Annotated in this window: 11 protein-coding genes and 1 pseudogene; 8 read left to right on the forward strand and 4 right to left on the reverse strand. The window is 71.1% G+C overall.

Translation table 11 applies throughout. The features are described from left to right. Nucleotides 1–328 precede the first annotated feature (328 nt). On the reverse strand, nt 329–919 hold the full coding sequence (locus tag ACZ4UV_RS39485) for a TetR/AcrR family transcriptional regulator (protein ID WP_451018036.1): 591 nt from the start codon (nt 917–919) through the stop codon (nt 329–331). A 282-nt stretch (nt 920–1,201) separates the two neighbouring features. Here ACZ4UV_RS39485 and ACZ4UV_RS39490 point away from each other — a divergent pair, with 282 nt between their 5' ends. Continuing rightward, complete coding sequence (locus tag ACZ4UV_RS39490) at nt 1,202–2,134, forward strand: alpha/beta hydrolase family protein (protein WP_451018037.1); 933 nt, start codon at nt 1,202–1,204, stop codon at nt 2,132–2,134. Nucleotides 2,135–2,210: 76 nt separating this feature from the next. Further along, nucleotides 2,211–3,158: an alpha/beta hydrolase family protein gene (locus ACZ4UV_RS39495; RefSeq protein ID WP_451018038.1), complete on the forward strand. Its 948-nt coding sequence runs from the start codon at nt 2,211–2,213 to the stop codon at nt 3,156–3,158. A gap of 1,084 nt (nt 3,159–4,242) precedes the next feature. Here ACZ4UV_RS39495 and ACZ4UV_RS39500 read toward each other — a convergent pair. Further along, complete coding sequence (locus ACZ4UV_RS39500; protein WP_467844669.1) at nt 4,243–5,106, reverse strand: helix-turn-helix transcriptional regulator; 864 nt, start codon at nt 5,104–5,106, stop codon at nt 4,243–4,245. Between the two features lie 133 nt (nt 5,107–5,239). On the opposite strand from ACZ4UV_RS39500, the gene ACZ4UV_RS39505 reads away from it, so the two are divergent. The 6 genes and pseudogenes from ACZ4UV_RS39505 (at nt 5,240) to ACZ4UV_RS39530 (ending at nt 12,430) form a co-directional block, all read left to right on the forward strand. After that, nucleotides 5,240–5,935, forward strand: a complete 696-nt coding sequence (locus ACZ4UV_RS39505; protein WP_451018040.1) for an SDR family oxidoreductase — start codon at nt 5,240–5,242, stop codon at nt 5,933–5,935. Nucleotides 5,936–6,042: 107 nt separating this feature from the next. Continuing rightward, on the forward strand, nt 6,043–6,588 hold the full coding sequence (locus tag ACZ4UV_RS39510) for a TetR/AcrR family transcriptional regulator (protein WP_467844672.1): 546 nt from the start codon (nt 6,043–6,045) through the stop codon (nt 6,586–6,588). A gap of 94 nt (nt 6,589–6,682) precedes the next feature. Then, on the forward strand, nt 6,683–8,125 hold the full coding sequence (locus tag ACZ4UV_RS39515) for an MFS transporter (protein ID WP_451018042.1): 1,443 nt from the start codon (nt 6,683–6,685) through the stop codon (nt 8,123–8,125). A 245-nt stretch (nt 8,126–8,370) separates the two neighbouring features. Beyond that, nucleotides 8,371–9,306, forward strand: a complete 936-nt coding sequence (locus ACZ4UV_RS39520) for a hypothetical protein (protein WP_451018057.1) — start codon at nt 8,371–8,373, stop codon at nt 9,304–9,306. Between the two features lie 72 nt (nt 9,307–9,378). Beyond that, nucleotides 9,379–10,268: pseudogene (locus ACZ4UV_RS39525) on the forward strand (LysR family transcriptional regulator); the annotation flags it as partial. A gap of 206 nt (nt 10,269–10,474) precedes the next feature. Then, nucleotides 10,475–12,430 (forward strand): PAS domain S-box protein, encoded by a 1,956-nt coding sequence (locus ACZ4UV_RS39530; protein WP_467844676.1) that lies wholly within the window; start codon nt 10,475–10,477, stop codon nt 12,428–12,430. Between the two features lie 202 nt (nt 12,431–12,632). On the opposite strand, the gene ACZ4UV_RS39535 is transcribed toward ACZ4UV_RS39530, so the two are convergent. Both ACZ4UV_RS39535 and ACZ4UV_RS39540 read right to left on the reverse strand, forming a co-directional pair. Then, on the reverse strand, nt 12,633–13,082 hold the full coding sequence (locus ACZ4UV_RS39535; RefSeq protein ID WP_451018045.1) for a pyridoxamine 5'-phosphate oxidase family protein: 450 nt from the start codon (nt 13,080–13,082) through the stop codon (nt 12,633–12,635). 139 nt (nt 13,083–13,221) lie between these two features. After that, on the reverse strand, nt 13,222–15,771 hold the full coding sequence (locus ACZ4UV_RS39540; protein ID WP_467844679.1) for an ATP-binding SpoIIE family protein phosphatase: 2,550 nt from the start codon (nt 15,769–15,771) through the stop codon (nt 13,222–13,224). Between the last annotated feature and the right edge of the window lie 738 nt (nt 15,772–16,509).

A 16,509-nucleotide genomic window follows, 5' to 3' on the forward strand; every position in this document is an offset into this window, starting at 1 on the left:
TGAAGCGGCGGGTGTGGTAGGCGGAGGCGACCGCGCCGCCGCGCGAGCGGCACGGTGAGCCCGGCTGTGCGTCACACTTCGGACAGGCGTGCTGTTCGACGTCGTCCGCGTCCGACCGGTCGGTCGGTCGGGGAAGGCTGCTGAGGGTCCGTCATGGGCCCGGATTTTCGCACAATGCAAGTCTCAGAAGGGGGTCCGTCCCGCTTTTGAGTGAGAACGGGTTCTGAGAGTCGATCGGGGATCGGTGAGGGTCTCGCGGCCGATTGTTGATCTTGCTCGCGCAAAGGACCGTTTGTGCGAGAACATCCGTGATTCGCGAGCGCCGCGGTCAGTTCGGTTGGCGTAGTCCGGCGACGAGGAGCGCGACCAGTCGGCGTGCGTCGTAGCGGGGGTCGCTCTCGGCGCCGATGCAGAGGTTCCCGATGCCGCGCATGAGGTGGTAGGCGTCGAGGCCGGAGCAGATCTCGCCGGAGGCGGCGGCAGCTTCGAGGAGCTGGGTGCACACCGGCAGGAGGCGTTCGAGGAAGTAGGCGTGGAGCGCCTCGAAGCTGGTGCTGTCGCCCTGCATCGCGGCTGCAAGGCCGTGTTTGGTGACGAGGAAGTCGACGAAGAGGTCGACCCACCGCCCCAGGGCGGCGTAGGGAGTGGGGCCGGCCGCCAGCAGGGTGGGGCCGGCTTCGGCGCAGGCGTCGATCTGGTGGCGGTAGACGGCGACGACGAGGTCCGCCCGGGTGGGGAAGTGGCGGTAGATCGTGGCCACCCCGACGCCGGCCTTGGCCGAGATGTCGCGTACCGGCGCCTCCACACCCGAGGTCACGAAGACCGCGGCGGCCGCGTCCAGCAGCGCCTGCCGGTTGCGCCGGGCGTCCTTGCGATTGGACCTGGCTGAGCTTCCCGGACTCTGGCCGCCGTCGTTCACCGCAACACTCCTTCCATGGCCCATCTTGCAAAACGGATCGATGTTCCGTATTGTAGGCGGAACAAGGTTCCGTTTCATTCATGATGGCAGACCGGCAGTCCTGCGGCCAACCCCTGTCCTCAGCACGCTCCACCCGGGACCGGAACAGCCACGTCCTCGTCGCCACCCGGCGCCGATGTGGCCCCGCATGAGAAACGCTCCCCATCCGGCCCATGCCCGCGGCGCCGCCTGCCGGGCCCACCGAACCCAAGAGTGCGCACGCACCGAACGGAAGGCACCTCCATGTCCGAATCCAAGACCGCGAACGCCCAGGGCGCACCCACCACGGTGGTATCCGCGCGGCCGGTCGTCCTGTCCGCCCCTGGCCGCGGTGACGACCTCCAGGTCCGCGTGTCCGCCCCCGCGACCGGGACCGGCCTGCCCGTCATCGTCTTCTCGCACGGCTTCGGCTGGTCGATGGACGGCTACGCCCCGCTGGCCGACTTCTGGGCCGCCCACGGCTTCATGGTCATTCAGCCCACCCACCTCGACTCCAGGACCCTGGGCATCCCCGCCGAGGACCCCCGTACCCCGCGGATCTGGCGCCTGCGCATCGAGGACCTCACCCGCGTCCTGGACGGACTCGACGTCCTGGAAGCCTCCGTGCCGGGCCTGGCCGGGCGCCTGGACCGTGACCGCGTCGCCGTGGCCGGCCACTCCTGGGGAGCCCAGTCGGCGAGCACGCTGCTGGGCGCACGTGTCCTCGACTCCGACGGCAAGCCGGGTGAGGACATGTCCGACCCCCGGGTCAAGGCGGGCGTGCTGCTGGCCCTGACCGGCTTGGGCGACGACCTGGTCCCGTTCGCCGCCGAGCACTTCCCCTTCATGAAGCCGTCCTTCGACACCATGACCACCCCAGCCCTCATCGTCGCCGGGGATAAGGACCAGTCCCACCTGTCCACCCGCGGACCGGACTGGTTCACCGACCCCTACACCTACAGCCCCGGCAGCAAGAGCCTGCTCACTCTGTTCGAGGCCGAGCACTCCCTCGGTGGCATCCCAGGACACGAGGTCGCCGAGACGACCGACGCCAGCCCCGCACGCGTTGCCCTGATCCAGCAGCTCACCACGGCCTACCTGCGCAGCGCCCTGTACGGCGAGGACACCGCCTGGAAGGCGGCGGCCACCGCACTGGAGGAGGACCCCAACCCGCTCGGCACGCTGCAGAGCAAGTAACGCGCCCGACCACTCGCCTCTCGCCGCCCGGCCTCGGCCGGGCGGCGGCACACGCAGCAGAAAGGAACCAGCCCTCATGAACGCGTCCACCGTCGGCCCGCCCGCTCCGGTGCTGTCGTACAGCCCGGTGGTCCTGTCCGTGCCCGGACGGCCCGTCGTCCTCCAGGTGCGCGTCACGGCACCCGCGACGGGGACCGGCCTGCCCGTGATCCTCCTCTCCCACGGCCACGGCCCCTCGAACAACCTCTCCTCCCTGAACGGCTACGGACCGATCGTCAACCTCTGGGCGGCCCTCGGCTTCGTCGTCATCCAGCCCACCCACCTCAACTCCAGGACCCTGGGCCACGTGCTGGCCGATGTCCCGGGCGCCCCCTTCTTCTGGCGCTCGCGGACCGAGGACATGACGTACATCCTCGACCGGCTCGACGTGATTGAGAAGGCCGTGCCGCTGCTCGCCAGCCGGATCGACCACAACAAGGTCGCCGTCGCCGGACACTCCCTCGGCGGCTTCACCGCGAGCCAGCTGCTCGGCGCCCGGATCACCGACCCTGACACCGGGCAGGAGGCGAACCTCATCGAGCCTCGCATCAAGGCGGGCGTGCTGCTCGCCGCGCCCGGCAGAGGCGGCAAGGTCCTGACCGGGTTCATGGCCGACAAGACGCCGTTCTTCCGGACCACGGACTTCTCCGCGATGACCACACCCGCGCTGGTCGTCGCGGGCGACAAGGACGACTCCCGGCACTTCACCGACATGGGCCCGGCCTGGCACACCGACCCCTACACCCTCGCCCCCGGCCCCAAGACCCTGCTCACCCTGTTCGGCGCGGAACACGGACTCGGTGGAGTCGCTGGGTACGACGCCGCCGAGACCACCGACGAGAACCCCGGCCTGGTCGCGGCGCTTGCGCAGCTCACCGCCGCGTACCTCCACAGCCGGCTCCACCCCGGCGACACCGCGTGGCAGACGGCGTGCGAGGCGCTGGCAACCGGACCCGAACCGGTCGGACGCGTCGAAACCAAGTAGTGCGTCCGTCGTCTGGCTGACCCCGCTCCGCGGTCAGGCCGCCTGGCCGTAGCCGTCCGCACTCTCCGGGTGGTCGCCGCGGAGTGGGCTGAAGTCGACGTCGAGGTGCGGGTCGTACGCCTCGGGCTGGATGCCGAGTTCGTGGGTGGAGTACTCGCCGAACCGTTTGATGTGCTCGGTCAGGTACGGCGAGATGTGCGCCAGGTCCTCGGGGTCGATCTCCCATCCCTCCTCCGGGCGTGAGTAGTCGCGGTGCAGAAAGTGCCGCCGAGATTGATCTTGCTGGGGTTCGGCTACTTCGCGGGGGCTTCGAGCTGCCGGGGTAGGGTGCCGGCGCGTAGTTCCCGGAGGTCCGGGATGTGGTTGTAGAGGGTGCCGGGGGAGACGCCCAGCAGCTTGGCGATTGAGGTGATCGAGCGGCCGGGGTCGGGTAGGAGGTCGCGGGCGGCGCGGATGACTTCCTCGGTGGCGACGCTGGGGCGTCCTTTGAAGGCTCTGCGGGGTTCGGGCGGCCTCGCGGGTCGATCTTCAGAAAACGAACGTTTTCTGAAGATCGGCCGGCGATCAGAACACCCGGACACCCTTTGATGAGGGATTCCGGGCCCCGGCGGCCGCATCTGGATCATGTCCGGCGTCCGTGCGCCACCGGTTCGGGCACGGTCCACCCGTACGTGTGGATGCGGGCGCATGTTCGGGCCCGACGGTTCTGCCAACACTGACACTTCGGCCCATGGGAAGGGTGTCGGCGGAGAAGCGCCGGGCGGCGGCCGAACGGCTGTCCCGGCTGCGTGAGGACGAGGCGTTGACCGCGGCGCACGTGCGTACGGTCGCCGACGGCCTCGGGGTGTCGGAGCGGACGGTGTGGCGCTGGCTCGCGCCGCCGAAGCCGGCCGCCCCGGCTGTCCGTCCGCGCTACGAGCTGAGCGAGGCCGACCGGGAGGCGCTCGCCTTCTACCGGGGAAACTTCACTACGGGACAGACCCCTTGGCCTGGACAGACCCGCCGAGAACAGCTGGGCGCCGTACCTCGCCGCCCGGCAGCGACAACGGCGGTAGCGACCGACCAGAACGGCCGGCCGGTACCGTCACTGCTGTCCCGGGGTGCTGTGTTCGGTCAGGGCCTGGGTGCCGATGACGTTGAGGAGCCTGAGCCGGTCGGCGGCGTCGCTGTCAGGAGCGGCGGTATAGGCGACGATGCGCAGATCGCTGCCGGGAGCTACGAGCACGTCGCAGTCGAAGGTGAACGTGCCGACATCGGGGTGATGGACGGTCTTGGTGTCCGACTCATGGATGCCCACGATGCCCGTGTCCCACAGGCGTGCGAAGTCGGTGCTGACACCCCGCAGGTCCTTGATCAGAGAGCGTAGGCCGGCATCGGCGGGGAAGCGGGCAGTGGCCGCCCTGAGATCGGCGACCAAGGCCGCCTCGAACCGGGCCTCCTGCTCGGGGGTGTGGCTGACCCGGCTGGGCAGGCCGGCGAAGTGCCGCCAGGCGAGGTTGCGCTCGCGTCCGCGCAGCGCGGATGCGTCTCCGAACAGGGCAGCCCACAACGGGTTCCACAGGATCAGGTTCCATGCGGCGTCATACACGCTCAGCGGTGAGCCGTCCAGTTGGTCGAGCAGCCGTCGGACCCCTGGTGGGATGTGCGCCGATATCTGCCCGGGGCCAGGCGCCGGCTGGCCCGCGAGGAGATAGAGGTATTCGCGCTCGGCTGCCGACAGCCGCAGGGCGCGGGCCAGCGCGGACAGGACCTGCGCCGACGGGGAGGTGGCCCGGCCCTGTTCAAGGCGGGTGAGGTAGTCCACCGACAGGCCGGCGAGCTGTGCCAGTTCCTCGCGGCGCAGCCCGGCGGCTCGACGCACCCCGCCCGTGGGCAGTCCGACAGTCGCGGGAGCGGTCCGGTCCCGCCAGCTGTGCAGGGCTCTGCTCAGTTCCCTGGATTCGCTCATCGTCCCAGTATCGCGTTGCCGTGCCCGAACAGCCTGGTACTGCCAGTCCACTGGCTGAGGCGGGCACTGTCTGTCCGTGTGTGGTGCGGGGAGGGTGGAGTCGTCACCACCCCACCGAGCACGGAGTGAACACATGCCCACCACATTGATCACTGGAGCCAACAAGGGCCTGGGTTTCGAGACCGCCCGCCGCCTGACCGAGGCCGGGCACACCGTCTACGTCGGGGCACGCGATGCGCACCGCGGCCGGGAGGCGGCCGACAAACTCGGAGCCCGCTTCGTTCAGCTCGACGTCACCGACGAGGAGTCCGTCAAGGCCGCCGCCGAATTCGTCCGCGCGGACGTCGGCCGTCTCGACGTCCTGGTCAACAACGCCGGGATCGTGGGCGCCCGCAAGCCGGTCGGCGAGGTCACCGGGGCCGACATGGCGACCACGTACGACACGAATGTCTTCGGCGTCGTGCGCGTCACGCACGCCTTCCTGCCCCTGCTGGAAGCAAGTGACGCCCCGGTCGTCGTCAACGTCAGCAGCGGTCTGGGCTCACTGGCGGCGACCGCCGACCCCAGCCGGGTGGAGTTCAAGGTGATGGCGCTGGACTACAACTCCTCCAAGACCGCCCTCGTCATGATCACCTCACAGTATGCCAAGGCCTTCCCCGCCATCCGGTTCAACGCCGTCGACCCGGGCTACACCGCCACCGACCTCAACGGCCACACGGGCACCAACACCGTCGAGGACGGTGCGGAGATCATCGTCCGCATGGCCTCGATCGGCACCGACGGCCCGACCGGCGGCTTCTTCGACAAGACCGGCCCGGTCGTCTGGTAACGATCGGGGCGCTGATGCGTGGGCGGTGGTCCGGTTTGCCACTCCCGGGCTGGTGCGAGTGAGCGGCGGGGTTGACAGCCGCCACATGTGAGTGGTTAATTGCTTACATGGAAACGAGGATGCGGCAGCGCTCCACTGCCGAGGAGCGCCGGGCCACGGTCATGCGTACGGCAATCAAGGCATTCGCCGAGCGCGGGTACTACGGGACCTCGACGATGGACGTGGCCAAGGCCGCCGGCATCTCGCAGGGCTACCTGTACCGGCTCTTCAAGGACAAGGAGACGCTGTTCGCCGCCCTGGTCGACTACTGCTCGGACCGCCTCCGGAAGGGCGCCGCGGCAGCGGCCGCATCGGTGCAGAGTACCGATCCGGACGCGGTTCTCCGGGCACTGACGGCCTCGTACGGCGAGGTCATCGCCGACCGGGACGTACTCATGATCCTCAAGCACGCAGAGTGCAGCGCGAGTGAGCCGGTCATCGGTGAGGCGGTCCGCACCTGCTACGCCAAGCAGGTCGAGTACGTCCGCGCCGTCTCCGGCGCCTCGGACGAGCAGATCCGCCGCTACTTCGCCGACGGCCTGCTCGGCAACGTCATGGTGGCGATCGACGCCACCTCCGTCGACGCCCCCTGGGCGCGCACGCTGCGCGCCTAGCGGACGACGCCCACGGGCCGCCCCCTAGCGGCCCCTTTCTTTGGCCCATCATGTAAGCGGTCAACCGCTTACTTCAGAGAGGTTGCGTATCGCCATGTCGTCCCCCTCATTGCGGCGCGGTACCGGGCTGTTGCTGGCCCTGCTGGCGTTCGCCCAGTTCATCAGCGCCATCGACTACAACATCGTCTACGTCGCCCTGCCGGAGATCGGCCGCGAGGTCGGCTTCGACGCACAGAACCTGCAGTGGGTCGTCAGCGGCTACGCGGTCGCCTTCGGAGGCTTCCTGCTCCTTGGCGGCCGGGCCGCCGACCTCCTCGGCCACCGCCGCATGTTCGTCACCGCCCTCTCCCTGTACGGCCTGGCCTCCCTGGCCGGCGGGCTCGCCGGCGACCCAGGACTGCTGGTGGCCGCCCGTGCGGTCCAGGGCCTGGGCGGTGCGCTCCTGCTGCCCGCCACGCTCTCCCTGATCGCCACCACCTTCACCGAGGGCGCCCAGCGCAACCGGGCCCTCGCCATCTGGGGCGGCGCCGGAGCCGTCGGTCTCGCGCTCGGCTCCCTGCTGGGCGGCATCCTGACCAACTACCTCGGCTGGGAAGCCGTCTTCTACGTCAACGTCCCCCTCGCCCTGGGCGCCGCCGCGGCCGCCTTCGCCATCATCCCCGCCGACGCTGTCCGCGAACACGGCCGCGGCTTCGACCTGGCCGGCGCGCTGACCGCCACCATCGGCTTCACCGCCCTCGTCTTCGGCGTCGTACAGGGCCCCGAAGCCGGCTGGGGCTCCGCCGAGACCCTCATCGCCCTGCTCGGCGGCGCGCTGTTCATCGGACTGTTCCTGCTCATCGAGGCCCGCACCACCCACCCGTTGATGCCGCTGCGCCTGTTCCGCAACCGCAGCCTGGTCGCCGCGATGGGCATCACCTTCGTCTTCATGGGCACCTTCGGCGCCCAGTACTACTTCTTCACCGTCTACCTGCAAAACGTCCGCGGCTACGGCGCCCTGGCGACCGGTCTGGCCTTCATCCCTGCCGCGCTGGTCGGCATGGCCGGCACCAAGCTGAGCGAGAAGCTGCTCGGCAAGGTCGGCCCCCGCACCACGATCATCACCGGACTGCTCGTCGGCGGCGCCGGCATGGCCGTCCTCGCCGCCGCCATGTCCCCCACCGGCGGCTACCCGATCCTGCTGCCCGGAGTGATCCTGCTCAGCCTGGGCCAGGGCATCGCCTGGACCGCGATGTTCGTCGCGGCCACCAACGGCGTCGACGCCCACCACCAGGGCATCGCCTCAGCCATGGCCTCCACCACCCAGCAGATCGGCTCCGCCGTCGGCCTGGCGATCCTGGTCGCCATCGCCAACGCGGGCGTCCACACCACCACGGGCCCGGACCTCGTCCCCGGCCTGCGCACCGCAGGATTCACCGCCGCCGCCCTCACCCTCCTCGGCGTCGCAATCGCCCTCACCCTGCGCCGCCCCGCCCCCAACCCGCCAACAACCTCCACCAGCACGAAGCAGCGAACGGAATCCAACATCCCCGCCTGAGCCAAAGACGTCGCCGATCACCCCGCCCACCGCGAGGACGATCGGCGACGTCCGACAACCGGCCACGATCAGCCCCGGCATCAGGGCCGGGCGCGCCGCACCCGACTCCCCGGCCACTCACCAGAATTCGCTGCAATACTCTGCGAGTTGCAGGAAAACGCCCTCATGGCGCCAGTTTTCATTGCTCGACCCCCGGGCCGGGCTATGGGGCTGCTCACCCCACGGGCGAATACTGCAACCCCCGAATACCTACACTTCACCAGTGGCTCGGCCAGGGCGGCTGGGACGCCGAGTTCGAGGATGTCAGCCCCGAGCGGTTCATCTTCGGTGTCCAGGGTCCGGCGTCCCTGGCGACGCTGGAGAAGCTGACCGGCGAAAGCCTGCGGGACATCGGTTTCAGCCGGAGCCGCATGTCGCGGCTCGCCGGAGTCCCGGTGCGGCTCCTGCGTACGGGGATCTCGGGTGAACTCGGTTACGAGATCCACGGTCCCGCCGAACAGGCCAACGAGATCTGGTCGGCAACCGTGGAGACCGGACGTCAGTTCGGGATCAGTCAACTCGGCCTGAGGTCCCAGCCGGTGCAGCACATCGAGGCCGGTATCGCGACGAACGGTCTCGACTACCTCCCCGCCTCCATCCTCACCCCCGGGGCGCCCACCCAGTTCCGGACCGGCAGGCCCGGCGGCAGCTACGTGCCGGAGAACGGCATCACGGACTACTTCCGCAAGCCCGCCGAGCTCGGCTGGGGCTTCCGCAAGGGAGCACCCGGCCGGGACTTCCTCGGGCGGGACGCGCTGGTCGCGGACGCGGCCGGCGGGGAACCCCGGCGGACCCTGGTGGGACTGCACTGGAACACGGCGGACGTCGTCGGCATCCTCGCCGCCTCTCTGGGCGAGGGCGACCTGCCCGACCCCATGGAGCTTCCGCGCGGCCGAGGCCCCGTCTTCGACCAGGTTCTCGTGGACGGACTTCCGGTGGGCGTCTCCACGGGGCGGACCGTCAGCGTGAATCTCCGGTCGACCATCTCGCTGTGCGTGATCGACGAGAGCCGTGCGGCACCCGGAACCGACGTCGTCGTGGTGTGGGGCAGGCCCGGTACGGCGCAGCGCGAGGTCAGGGCGACCGTGACGGCGCTTCCCTTCAAGCCCGACCGGCGGCGAACCGACACATCCGCGTTGTGAGGTGAAGGCAGGCAGGCGGGCGGATCCGGATCGGCGGTTCGGGCCGACGCCCAGGCCGAGGGGAGGAACGCCATGGACCGCATTCTCCTGATGAACAGTTTCGTGACCGTCGCGCAGGCGGGCAGCTTCAGCCAGGCCGCCCGAACCCTCAGGTCCTCGGGATCGCTCGTCTCGCGCCATGTCGCGGAGCTGGAGCGGCAGGTCGGTGTCCGGCTCGTCAACAGGACGGCCCGTTCGGTCAGCCTCACCGAGGCCGGAGTGCGCTACGCCGAGTTCGCGACCCGCATCCTCAAGGAGATCGAGGCCGAGGACGCCGGCATCGCGTGCGTCCGCGACCGTGCCGAGGGGAGCCTCGCCGTCGTCTCACCCGAGTGGATCGGCAGCTGGACCTCGGTGACGCGATCGCCGCCTTCGCCACCGCCCATCCCAGGATCTCGGTACGGTTCGAACTGGGCGCCCTGTCCGACCGCACCTACGAATTCCTGGACACCGGCTTCGACGTCGCCCTGCACACCCGAGATCTGCGGGACTCCGGCGTTCGCCTCAAGAAGATCACCTCGTTGCCCTTCGTGCTCTGCGCGTCGAAGGAGTACATCGACAGGCACGGGGCGCTCGCCCACCCGAACGACCTGTCGGCACATGACTGCCTCGTGCACGTCAACGAGCTCGTGTGGCGGCTCGGGCACGGGGCCACCTCGACACTGCACAAGATCCGTAACGTCGCGTACTCGTCCAACTCCTACCTCGCGCTGCAGAAGGCCGCCGTGCACGGCCGGGGCATCGCCCTCCTTCCGGAGGGGCCGGCCCACGACGACCTGATGTCCGGCAAGCTGTTGGCAGTGCTTCCCGGACGTACGGTGCCCGACCGGCCGCTCTACGCCGTCTACGGGCCCGGGCAGCCCGTCCCCCGCAAGATCACCGTGTTCCTCGACTTCCTCGCCCGCTGGTACAAGGACCGGCCACGGGACGGCCGGCCTGCACCGCGTTCGACACGGCCGGGCGCGCTCGGCGGCCTCGTTGCTTCCGTGTCCTCTCACGGAACCGCGCCGCAGTGAGCCCCGACGGACAGGTTCGGCCGGACGGCGGACAGTAAGCGACATGCCACCCCGGTCGAAGTCCTGATGCGCTGAGATGGCCTGATTCATCGCAACCGGCGGGAGGGGGCGGCATGGGCACGTTTGCCGAGTCGGGTCTGGCTTGTTCGGCGACCGGAGCGGACCGGGGGGCCTGCCGGTGTGGCGAGGCCGTCGGAACGGACGGGCCGAAGGCCGCCGAAGAAAGGTTCCGCGGCCTGCTGGAGGCGGCACCCGACGCCATGGTGATCGTGGACGACACCGGAACCATCCGACTCGTCAACGCCCAGACCGAGGCCCTCTTCGGTTACGGCCGCGAGGAACTCCTCGACCGTCCGGTCGAGTTGCTGATGCCCTACCGGTTCCGCGGCCACCACACGGTGCACCGCGACGGGTACGCCGCCAACCGCCAGGTCCGCCCGATGGGCGCGGGGCTCGACCTGCACGGGCTGCGCAAGGACGGCACCGAGTTCCCCGTCGAGATCAGCCTCAGCCCGCTGGAGACCGCGGACGGACTGCTGGTCTCCGCCGCCGTCCGCGACGTCAGCGACCGCAAGGCGGCCGAGGCCCGCATCAACGAACTCGCCGCGCTCGTGGAGTCGTCCCAGGACGCGATCCTCGCGAAGACCCTCGACGGCTACATCACCTACTGGAACGCGGCCGCCCAGCGGCTGTACGGCTACACGGCAGAGGAGGTCATAGGCCGGCACGTGTCGCTGCTCTCCCCGCCCGAACTGCGCGGCGAGATCAGCGCGCTCCTGGAGCGGCTGCTGCACGGCGAGAAGGTCGAGCACTTCGAGACGCTCCGGATGACCAAGGGCGGCGGTCTCCTCGACGTGGACGTCACCCTCTGGCCGACCCGCGACACCGACGGCACGGTCGTCGGGGCATGCGCCATCGTGCGGGACATCAGCGACCGCAAGCGTGCGGAGGCCGAACTGACCGCGCTGTACGAGCAGCAGCGGCACATCGCGCTCACCCTGCAGCGCAGCCTCATGGGCACGCCGCCCGCGATCCCGGGGCTGGCCACCACGAGCCGCTACCGGCCGGCCACGCAGGGCGCGGGCGTGGGCGGCGACTGGTTCGACCTGATACCGCTGGGCGCCGGCCGGGTCGGCGTCCTCATCGGGGACGTGATGGGCCGCGGCCTCGAAGCCGCCGCGGTGATGGGCCAGTTGCGGTCGGCCGCGCACGCGCTGGCCAAGACCGGTATGCAGCCCCGGCAGCTGATGCAGGCCCTCGACACCTGCGTCCAGGACCTCGACGTACCGGACCAGCTGGTGACCTGCTGCTACCTCACCATCGCCCCGGACACGGGCACGGTGACCGTCTGCTCCGCCGGTCATCTCCCGACCCTGGTGGCCACCCCCGGCGGCTCCGTCAGCAGACTTCCGGCGCAGGTCAACGCCCCGCTCGGGGTGGGTGACATCCTCTACGAGCAGTCCTCGACGTCCGTACCGCCCGGCGCCACCCTCATCCTCTACACCGACGGCCTGGTCGAGACGCCCGGCAGCGACATCGAGGTCAGGATCGCCGAACTCACCTCGGTACTGGGCGGGTTCTTCACCGCCCCACCGAGTCTGGAGACCGCCGCCGACCACGTCCTGGCCCGGCTGCTGCCGGAGGCCGACAGCCATGACGACGACGTGACGCTCCTGTTCGCCCAACTGCCGGCCGCACCCCCGGCGGCCGCCACGACCGACCTTCCGGCCGTCGCCTCCTCCGTGCCCGAGGGCCGCGCGTTCCTCAGCAAGGCGCTGCTCTCCTGGGACTGCACGGGCCCGGCGGACGAGGCCCTCCTGCTGCTGTCCGAGACCCTCACCAATGCCGTGCAGCACGCCGAGGGTCCCATCGGACTGCATCTGTGCCGCACCGCCACGGACCTCACCGTCGAGGTCAGCGACCGCAGCCCACACCTGCCCCAGCCCCGCAACGCGGCCGGGGACGAGGAGTCGGGCCGCGGCCTGTTCCTGGTCCGCACCCTCGCGGACACCTGGGGCGTGCGTCCCACCGACGAGGGCAAGACGACCTGGTTCACGCTGCGGCTGTGACGCGGCGCACGCCGCTCACGGGCGCGCGGGCCGACGGCATCCTCGGCGGCGCACGCGGGCGGTGCCACTTCCCCCACGGCCGGCCGGCGCCCCGACCTGAAACGGCCTGCGATGACGGCTGCGACGGAACGGCCGTCCGCTGCCGGACGCGACGGCGGCGACGGCCGTCCTACGATCGCGGGCACCAGGCGGGTCGCCGGAGTCAGCTTTCCGGTTGCCGGTCCCGCGGGGCCCCGGGACCGCCGGGTCGACCCAGTTCGCGCCCTGTGATCATCTCGGACTCGATCCGGACGAACACCGGGTCCGTCATCGGCATCCATGAGCGGGGGCCACCCTGCGCCAGCCGGGCGTGCTCCGCGGGATCGCGCACCACGGGGGCCCGTCCGGTGACGACCACGCTCCAACCGGACCGGTTCTCCGCGTCGAACTCATCCGCCTCGACGGCCACCGCCACGCCCACGATCGCACGGACCAGAGCGGAACCCGCAGCGGTGCACAGCAACACCGAGGCATCCGCGTCCACCGAGAAGTTGACGGGGAGGACCGCGGGCAGCGCTTGCTGGGTGTAGACGACGCGACCGACCGGTACCTTGGCGAGCAGGCGCAGGCACTCCTGGCGGTCGAGTACGTGAAAGCCGTCGTTCGGGAGCATTGGCCCATGGTCCTCCTGGTGTATTCGTGGCTGTAGGGCCGACAGGCCCTATGTCGGGCCGGCCCGTAGGCACACCTGGACCCTGCCGGCCGGGCGTGCGCACACGGCGAGTGGATGCGGGCGTCGTGACCGCGTGCCGTCATCCGTCTCCCACGCCCAGTCCGATCTCGGCCCAGATGATCTTGCCGCCGGTCTGGTGGCGGGTGCCCCAGCGCTGGGCGAGCTGGGCGACGAGCAGGAGGCCGCGCCCGCCCTCGTCGTAGGTGCGGGCCCGGCGCAAGTGCGGGGCGGTGCCGCTGCCGTCGGCGACCTCGCAGATCAGCGCGGCGCCGCGGATCAGCCGCAGCTGGACGGGCGGCTGCCCGTAGCGGATCGCGTTGGTGACGAGTTCGCTGACCACCAGCTCGGTCGTGAACGCCACGTCCGGCAGGTGCCAGGCCTCCAGCTGCGCGAGTACCCGGGCGCGGGCATCGGCCACCCGGGCCGGGTCGGCGGGCAGGTCCCAGGCGGCGACCTGGTCGGCGTCGAGCGCCCGGGTGCGCGCGAGGAGCAGGGCGACGTCGTCCTCGGGCTGCGGGGGAAGCAGTGCCCGGAGCAGCTCGTCGCACAGCGTTTCCAAAGGCCGGGGCACGGACTGGTCGAGGCATCGGAGCAGCCGCGCCTGCCCGTTCTCCAGATCGTGCCGGGCACCCTGCAGCAGGCCGTCGGTGTACAGCGCGAGGAGGCTGCCCGTCGGCAGTTCCCACTCGACGGTCTCGAACGGCAGACCCCCCACTCCCAGCGGCGGGCCGGGCGGCACGTCGACGAGCTCCGCAGCTCCGTCCGGCCGGACGACGGCGGGTGGCGGATGGCCGGCGCTGGCGGCCGTGCACCGGCGGGAGACCGGGTCGTAGACCACGTACAGGCAGGTGGCGATGACATCGGTCGGGACGGCGAGCTCGCGCTCGTGGTCCGCGCTGCTGTCCTCCTCGGCCGCGAGGAGGGTGACCAGGTCGTCGAGGTGGGTCAGCAGTTCGTCGGCGGGGAGCTCGACGTCGGCCAGGGTGCGCACGGCGGTCCGCAGCCGTCCCATGGTGGCCGAGGCCCGCAGCCCGTGGCCCACCACGTCGCCCGCCACCAGGGCGACCCGGGCGCCGGAGAGCGGGATCACGTCGAACCAGTCGCCGCCCGGCCCCGCCCGGGTGCGGGCCGGGAGGTAGCGGTGGGCCACCTCGACCGCGTCCTGGGCCGAGAGCCGGCTCGGCAGGAGGCTGCGCTGCAGGGCCAGGGCGGTGCCGCGTTCGAGGGTGTACCGGCGGGCGTTGTCGACGGCCACGGCGGTACGGGCGGCGATCTCCTCGGCCAGCAGCAGGTCGTCGTGGGTGAAGGGGTCCTCGCGCCGGTGCCGGACGAGGACCGCCACGCCGATCGTGATGTCACGGGCGCGCAACGGAACGACCATGATCGAGTGGATCCCGAACCTGCGGACCACACCCGACCGCTCGGGATCGGCCTGCACCCAGGCCCGGATCGCCTGGTCCTCGGTGGTGTGCAGCGAGGACCTGCCGGTGGCCAGGCAGCGGACGGGGGGCGCGGAGGCCGGGTAGCTGTCGGTCTCCCCGGGCCGGATCAGTGCCTCGGGCGCGCCGGGCAGCACGGACTGCTGCGCCGCGCGGCGCAGCAGGACGGTGCCTGCCGTGGAAGGCTTCGGCTCGATGCCGCGGCACAGGGAGTCGAGCAGGTCGACGGTGATGAAGTCGGCGAGCCGGTCCACCGTGACGTCGGCCATCTCCTGCGCGGTGCGCATCATGTCCAGGGTGCTGCCCACCCGGGCGCTGATGTCGTTGAGCAGCGTGAGCCGCTCCCTGGCCAGGTACTGCTCGCTGACGTCGAGCGCGGAGACCTCGGCGTGCCGTACCTGGCCCGCCGGTGTGACGAGCGGGGAGACGGTGACGGACCAGACCTTCTCCGGGGCGTCCGGCTGGGCCCGCCCCCGGACGTGGAAGTCCTCGGGTTCACCTGTTTCGAGGACCCGGCCCATGCCGTCCTCGACCCGGTGGCACAGGTGCGGCGGCAGGATCTCCGTGACACGCCGGCCGCGCATCCGCTCCTCGCTCAGTCCGAGTTCCCGCGTGGCACCGGCGCTCGCCCGCACGGCCCGCAGCGCGGAGTCGTACACCATCACGGGCAGCCGGCACTGGGCGAACGCCTCGTCCCCCGTCACCAGGTCGGGCCGTGGCCGTTCCGATGGCGTCACCATGAGGAGCCGCTGGGCGCGGCCCTCGCGGTCGACCAACGGATACGCACGCACCCACACGGTCACGGGCCGGCCGTCCCGGTGCCGGAGCAGGGCCGTCGTCGCGGTCCCGCCAAGGGGCGGAAGGCCGTTCACGCTCACCGCTTCCGAGGCGACCAGACGGCTGACGTGGTTGCCGACGGCCTCCTGGCAGGGGTAGCCCAGCAGACGCTCGGCGCCGGGGCTCCACCGCGTCACGATTCCCCGGTCGTCGACGACCGCCGTGGCCGGGTCGACCGGATCGGGCGGTGTGCCGGGACTCCCGCCGAGTGGGATGGCATCGCGCATGTCGGTCACCGCCTGTTCTGCCCGCTCGGACACCGTGGCCTCCGGACGAACGCCGGAAGGGCCGGGGATGCCCGAGACGGCCGCTCTCACCGCGTCGACCACGTCCCTCGCTTCTGTCGTTCCCATCGTTGTCCACTCGCTCCCGCGCGGCACTTCCATCGCCCTTCCTGCCGTCGCCCCTCGCGCGGAACCGTCCGGCCTCCAGGGCGGACAGCGGCCGTACCGGTGTCGCCACCGGTGGGCCGAAGGGCTTCGGCGCGGAGGCGACGGCCGCGATGACGTGCGTTGCGAGCCACCTGCCACAGGCCGTAGCGGGCCGGCCGCGCGGGGTGCTGCAGGAGGCGCGGCTCGCGGTCGAGGTTGCCCCGGGCCGGCGGCCCGGACCCCGGCGTGCGCTCAGCTGGTCTTGTGGCCCCACCGGGGTCCCACGAGCGCCCATTCCCTGCCCCACTCCTCGATGCGACGCCGGTCGAGCAGCCGTCGGGCGACCGCGCCCCCACCGAAGACAAGGCCTCCGAGCGGCCGCCGCCGCGGTGCCCCGGGCGCCCGACTCGATCGCGGCTTCCGTGGGGTCCGGAGGCGCCGAGGTCAACCGGCCGGCGCGGTCCTGCCAGACCGAGACCTCGGACCCTGCCTTGAGACCGGCGTCCACCAGGGTCCGGCCCGTGTGCGTCGCGCCGTCGGCTGTGGTCCAGCGCACCGTCGTCGCCCGGCGACCGGTCGTGGTGCCGATTGCGGGGATCGCGCGCGGCACGTCGTCGAGAAGCACGATGTCGTCGTGGCGCCGCAGCGGGTTGCTCCGCCACCGCCACAGCCATTTCCTCGCGTACTTGCCACTGGGCATCGGTCCGCACCTCCTTCCAG

The sequence above is a fragment of the Streptomyces sp. NPDC028289 genome (genome assembly GCF_055565975.1).